The organism is Streptomyces sp. NPDC001450, from assembly GCF_053597295.1.
On record NZ_JBSFHY010000041.1, the window covers coordinates 91,200 to 97,199 of the forward strand.

7 protein-coding genes are annotated in these 6,000 nt (G+C 72.6%); 4 read left to right on the forward strand and 3 right to left on the reverse strand.

Annotated elements, in window-relative coordinates; all coding sequences use genetic code 11:
* Positions 1-93 precede the first annotated feature (93 nt).
* A complete protein-coding gene (locus ACWC5O_RS35375; RefSeq protein WP_450590181.1) occupies positions 94-615 on the forward strand; it encodes a hydrogenase maturation protease in 522 nt (173 codons plus the stop codon).
* A gap of 357 nt (positions 616-972) precedes the next feature.
* Here the strand turns inward: ACWC5O_RS35375 and ACWC5O_RS35380 are convergent, their stop codons facing one another.
* From ACWC5O_RS35380 to ACWC5O_RS35390, 3 genes are all read right to left on the reverse strand, one after another.
* Complete coding sequence (locus ACWC5O_RS35380; RefSeq protein WP_450590182.1) at positions 973-1,485, reverse strand: DUF2231 domain-containing protein; 513 nt, start codon at positions 1,483-1,485, stop codon at positions 973-975.
* A gap of 59 nt (positions 1,486-1,544) precedes the next feature.
* Positions 1,545-1,700: a hypothetical protein gene (locus ACWC5O_RS35385; RefSeq protein ID WP_450590183.1), complete on the reverse strand. Its 156-nt coding sequence runs from the start codon at positions 1,698-1,700 to the stop codon at positions 1,545-1,547.
* Positions 1,701-1,973: 273 nt separating this feature from the next.
* Positions 1,974-4,304 (reverse strand): heavy metal translocating P-type ATPase, encoded by a 2,331-nt coding sequence (locus ACWC5O_RS35390; protein WP_450590184.1) that lies wholly within the window; start codon positions 4,302-4,304, stop codon positions 1,974-1,976.
* A 289-nt stretch (positions 4,305-4,593) separates the two neighbouring features.
* Between ACWC5O_RS35390 and ACWC5O_RS35395 the strand changes: the two genes are divergently transcribed.
* The 3 genes from ACWC5O_RS35395 (at position 4,594) to ACWC5O_RS35405 (ending at position 5,783) form a co-directional block, all read left to right on the forward strand.
* Positions 4,594-4,881 carry an SHOCT domain-containing protein gene (locus ACWC5O_RS35395; protein ID WP_450590185.1) on the forward strand — a complete coding sequence of 96 codons (288 nt, stop codon included), beginning with the start codon at positions 4,594-4,596 and terminating at the stop codon, positions 4,879-4,881.
* Between the two features lie 16 nt (positions 4,882-4,897).
* Positions 4,898-5,392, forward strand: a complete 495-nt coding sequence (locus ACWC5O_RS35400) for a CBS domain-containing protein (protein ID WP_450590186.1) — start codon at positions 4,898-4,900, stop codon at positions 5,390-5,392.
* A 97-nt stretch (positions 5,393-5,489) separates the two neighbouring features.
* Entirely contained in the window at positions 5,490-5,783 is a 294-nt protein-coding gene (locus tag ACWC5O_RS35405; protein ID WP_450590187.1) for a hypothetical protein, read from the forward strand.
* The last annotated feature ends 217 nt before the right edge of the window (positions 5,784-6,000 follow it).

A 6,000-nucleotide genomic window follows, 5' to 3' on the forward strand; every position in this document is an offset into this window, starting at 1 on the left:
CGCTCGGATCCGTCGAGGGCCCTTCGGCCCATGGGACCCGATGTCCGTCGACCCGCACGCTGGAGCACCCGCCGTGGAGGGAGAGAGACACCATTGAGCGTCTCCACGCGCATCGCGATCATCGCCGTCGGCGACCCGCCCCGCGACGAAGGTGTCGGCGGGGCCGTGCTGTCCCGCCTGCGCGAGCGGGCGTTGGAGGGGCCCTTCCCACCCGGCACCGTCCTTGCGGAACGCGACCTTGATCCAGGGCGGCTGATCAGGCTGTGGGACCGCACGGAGCTGACCGTGATCGTGATCCTGGAGGCGGCGCACACCCGACCGAGTCACCCGGGCCGGATCCACCGCCTCGAACTGGACGCCCGCCGACCGCCCCGGCCAGGAGAGCTCGGCCCGCGCGGACTCGGCGAAGCCGTCGAGGTGGCGTGGGAGCCGCACCAGCTGCCCGGCCGCCTCGTGGCGTACGCCGTGGAGACCGCCGACACCTCACTGGGACCGGGACCGTCCCCGTCCGTCGCCGCCGCGGTCGACATCCTCGTCACGCGGGCCGAGGACGAGGTGATCGTCCAGCACCGGATCGCCGCTGCTCGGGGATCCACCGACCCGGCCGCGGCATGACTGGACGGGAAGGGCCATCCACTTCTCGCGGATCCGGATTGCGCGGTGCGCGGCTTCCGCCGCTTCCCCGCGTCTCCAACGGGCCCTTCCCGTCACTACCAGCACACCACGGGAACCACCGGTCCACCAGGGCCGTTCGGCCCTGAACCAGCGACATACGCGAGGAGCCGAGACCATGACCACCGCGACTCCCGGGCCCGCAGCCCGGCCACATCGGCCGGGTCCTGTGGTCGTGCAACGGGGCCCGGCGTCGCCGGGCCCGCCTGATGGGCATGGCTCGCGGCGGTCTGCCTGTCGCCTCGGCCTCAATGGCCCTCTCGAACGCGGGGCGGGCCGGGATGAGCGGCCCGCCCCGGATCAGGAATGATCCTTTTCGCCTGTCGCCGTCTTCGAGTAGGCGTCGTGCCACGCGGCCTTCGCGCCGGAGTCGCCGATCCGGTAGACGTCCACCACCGCCCCCGCTGCAACGGCGAGCGAGAGCACGCCCACGACGATGCGTACGGGGAGGGCGGACCAGCGCGTGCCGCCGCTCTGCCCAGGCTCCGCAGGAGCGCGCCGCCCCGCCCACCAGACCACCGCTGCCAGCGCGAACAGGCCCAAGGCCCATGGCAGCAGCCCGTCGCCCAGCTCGGTGTGCCGGCGTACCAGCGCGTCGTCGTCCACGTGCCGTTCGAGCCACTCGCCGGCGTGGGTGGTCAGCGGCACACTGACCAGAGCGATCAGAGCCAGGAGCGGCAGCAGCGGACCCAACCGCCGGGCGGCGCGCGGCCACAGCGCGGCTGTGACCAGGGTCAACGCGGTCAGGGGTATCAACACGACGACCACATGGACCAGCAGGACGTGGGTGGGCAGACCGTTGACCAGATTCATAAAGGCGCTCCTGAGGGGTGAGGGCCGTCAGCCTGGCACAGCAACTTCTCAGTTACCTCTCAGACAGCCAAGGGGCCGTGCAGCGCCCGGCCCTTCAAGGCCGGCGCAGCCGGCGGTCGGCCACGCTGCACCAGGCCGCCGAGGTCGGCGGCGGGGCTGCCGGCGTAGCCGAACAGCAGCGGGGAGCACCGGGGCGAGGTGAACAGGTCGTGCACGTCGAGGTCGGTGAGCGGGGCGAGCCGGGCCGCGTGGTCGGCGAGCAGTTCGGCCGCGGCACGTCGTGGTTCTCGGCCAGGGCGTCGGCGTCGAAGGCAGTGACGCCCGCCGTATGCGGACTTCCTGGACGCCGGTCACCACGGACTCTCCCTCCGGACGGCCCCGCCCTCAGCGTCCGGCGGCGAGTCCCGGCCGCAGGGGCTGACCGGGCACGATGCGGGCCGCGTGGCCCTCCCGTGCCGAGTGCTCCGGCGACACGTCCCCGAGGGATCTCACTGGGCCAGTGAGAAGTAGCTCTCCTCCTCCTGCGTGAAGTGCAGGCGGAGGACCGTGTGCAGTCCGTACAGGCAGGAGCGCAGGTCGTCGAGCTGGCCGGGGGCCAGGCCACCCCCGGCGCGGGCCAGTTGCAGGTGGGTGGCGATGCGGCGGGAGAGGCGTTCGATCTCGGAGTGGGCCCGGCTCATGGTGACCGTGGCCTCCGGGCCGCCGAGGGCGGGGGCGAGGGCGGGGTAGAGCTCGTGCTCCTCGGCGTACTCGTGGGGCAGCAGCCGTTCGGTGAGCAGCCGGTGCGCCTCCTCGACGGCCGCCAGAGCCTGCGGCCCGGGACCGTCGGAGAGGTGATCGGCGGCACCGCGCACCGCTTCGAGCACGTTCTGGAGGTCGTCGTGTTCCGACGCGAAGCGGTGGATGAGTGCCTCGGCAGCGGGCGTCAGCGCCGGTCGCGTGGCCTGGCCGACGTGCAGTGCCCGCAGGGCGTTGAGGATGACAGCGACGTCGATGGCCTCCTGGAGCAGGGCACCGGCGGCGGGCGGCAGCAGGCCGAACGCGGCCGCGGCCATCGCGGCCAGGGACATCGCCATCCCACCCAGAGCACTCTGCACGGCGATCCGCCGCGCCCGTACGGCGATGAAGACAGCGTCCGCGAGCCGGTCCACACGATCGGTGGTCAGCACGATGTCGGCGGCCTCCGAGGAGGCGGTCGAGCCGCGTGCACCCATCGCCACGCCGATGTCCGCGGCGGCCAGGGCGGGAGCGTCGTTCACGCCGTCCCCCACCATGACGGTGATCGCGCGTTCCCGTTCGGCCCGTACGACGGCGACCTTCCCGGCCGGGTCGAGCCCGGCGCGGACGTCGTCCAGACCGAGGACGGCGCCCACCTCGCGGGCCGGCTCCGCGCGGTCGCCCGTCAGCATCAGCAGCCGCTCGATGCCCGCGGCCCGCAGGTGGCGCAGGGTGCGCGGGGCGTCGTGGCGCAGGGGATCCTTCAGGAGCACCGCGCCCGCCGGACACCCGTCGACGGCCAGCCAGGCCACGGCAGCACCGTCGAGAAGCGCCCGGTTGTCCACCGCCCTCGCCCAGGCCGGCCGGGCACCGGACGCGTCGATGCGGCCGACGGACACCCGGTGCCCGTCCACGATGCCCGCAGCACCCCGGCCGGGCTTCTCGGCGACGTCGGACGGGACCGACAGGACCAGCTTCCGCTCGTGCGCGGTGTCGACGATCGCCTCGGCCAGAACGTGGGGCGAGTACTGGTCCAGTGACGCGGCCAGCCTCAGCACCTCTGCCGGCTGCCACCCCGGCGCGGCCACCACGTCGAGGACGCGAGGGCGGCCGCGGGTGAGGGTGCCGGTCTTGTCGAGCAGCAGGGTGCGGGCCCGGCCCAGGTTCTCCAGGGCTCCACCGTCACGCATGACGACTCCCAGGCGTGAGGCGCGGGAGATCCCGGAGACGATGGCCACCGGCGCGGCCAGCAGCAGCGGACAGGGGGTGGCGACCACCAGCACCGCGACCGCTCGCACCGCCGAACCACTGAGCAGCCAGGCCAGCCCCGCCACCGCCAGGGTGAGCGGAAGGAACCAGGCCGCGTAGCGGTCGGCCAGCCGCACCACGGGTGCGGATTCGGCCCCGGCCTGCCTGGCCAGTCGCACGATGCCGGCGTAGGTGCTGTCCCGCGCGGTCGCCGTGGCTCGCAACTCGAAGGCGCTTCCGGCGTTGACCACCCCGCTGCGGACGCTGTCGCCCGCCGCCCGTTCGACGGTGAGGGACTCACCGGTGAGTACGGACTCGTCGAGGTTGGCCAGGGCGCCCTCGACCCGCCCGTCCACCGGGACGACCTCGCCCGGCCCCACGACAAGCAGGTCACCCACGGCGACCGCGGCCAGCGGAACCGTGGCGACTCCGTCGGCCGTCCGGCGACGCGCCGACCGGGGCGCACGCTCCAGCAGCGCCCGCAGATCGTGCGAGGCCCGCCGCTGGGCTGCCGCCTCCAGCGTGCGACCGGTCGCGAGCATCAGCGCGATGAGCGCACCGGCCAGGTACTCATGGACGGCAAGCGTGCCACCGAGAGCGAGAACCGCGATCAGGTCGACCCCCGCACGGCCGTGGCGGAGTGCGGCGACCACCCAGCCCACCGCCGGTGGGACCGCGCACAGAGTGCCCAGCGCCCACAGCAGGTCGGCGAGACCCTGGTCACCGGCGAACCAGGCGGCGCCCCCTGCGGCAAGGGCCGCCGCCGTGACGGCCAGGAGAGCGGGCTCCAGCCTCGTGGGGGCGACCGCCCCGGTCAGGGAGCGCACGCGTGTGGTCAAAGCGGAGCGGTTCATGGCCACCTCTGTCCGTCCGGCGTCGTTGCCCGCGGTCCGGTCCCCGTCCATCACACCTCGGCGGACTGGGCCCGTGGCAGGGGACGAACGGCTCTTCCCCAGGGCCGTACGGACACCGTTCGCGCCCATGCGTCGCCCTCCGGGCGATGAGGGCCCATCGGCCCCTCGCATTGGCCTCACCGGCTCATGACGTGCTCCGCGGCCTGGGCGAGTGTGAGCACCAGACACTTCGAAAGCCGCAGGCACCGGGCCTGTGCTCCCGGCGCACTCGAGGAGGTGAGTCACCGTGATGATCTGGTTCGACCACGGTGTCAGCGGATGGGGCTGGTTCGCCATGTCTGTCGGCATGGTCTTCTTCTGGGCCCTGATCATCACCCTCGGCGTCCTCCTGTACCGCGCCTCGGCGACGCCGAAAGGGAGCGGGGACCGTGCCGACACCCAACCGCTCGGGCGCACTCCCGAGCAGCTCCTTGCCGAACGCTTCGCCCGAGGCGAGATCGACGAGGACGAGTACCACCGTCGTCTGACCGTCCTGGGGAGAACCACCAGTGACGTTCCTCGGCTCGGCCGGCGCTGATCGGGAGGAGGCAACCGTGGATGAGAGGCTTTCCGTCGGCGCCCTGATGGGCGAGGCGCCGTACTCGATCAGCGAGGACGAGACCCTCCTGATGGCCTGGGAGGTGGTCGAGCGGTCCGGGCAGCGGCATCTGCCGGTGGTTCGCCAGGACGGCTGCTGCGCCGGTGTGCTGGACCGCGCCGAGCTCGCCGTCGCCTGCGCGGACCCCGCGGTGACACTGTCCCGCAGAAAGGTGCGCGACCTCGTGCACGGGCGCCGCACGGTCACGGTCCATCCGGAGGAATCGACGCTTCACGCGGCGGCCGTGATGGCGGAGGAGGACATGGACGCGCTGCCGGTCACCGACGCGCACGGTCGGCTGACCGGACTGCTCACGGCCCGGGACTACGTGGCTTCGGCCGCAGGTCTGCACAGCCGCACGAAGCCGGTCAGCCAGGGCCCCGCACGGGCCACCCTGCCCGGGCTGCCGCCTCGCCGCGCAGCGAGGGAGCACGGGATCGTCATTCCGTAGGGGGACGAGCGGCCCGGTCCCTGGACTCCGCGAGGCCGTGGCACACAGCAGTCGGGCTCAGGTGTGAGCCGTGCATCCAGAGAGGAAGGCTGACGTCATGGTCTGGGCATCATGGACCACCCCCGGGGTCTTCACCGGCCGGGGCGGCGCATGTACCGACGAGGCGGGGGTCGTGAACGGCGACCTGACCGTCCACACCACCTGGGACGGCAACGAAGCCGACGTGACCGTCCAGTACACCGGCACCTCCGAATGGTTCACCCTGACGGGAAGCCCTGTGCCCTGCCATTCGGAGCAGCAGAGCCGGAATCTGCACCAGGCCGTGGTCGCGGCCGTAAGAGCAGGTGGCGGAGTCACCATTGAACAAGGGCGCGTCAGGGAGACAACCTGAGACGGCGACGGACCTGGCGTGGGCCTTCGTCGGGAGACCTGGGCCAGCCTGTGGGCGGCAGGGGACTGAACCGAGCCGGGACGACAGGATGTTCCGGACAACATCCTTGCATTACACGCGGGTTGAGGCCTGCCGTCTGCCTGCGGGCGCCCTGTACGCCGCGCTGGGTGTCCAGGCGGAGGGCTCCGGGACCATGAACAACGTGACCTTCGGCAAC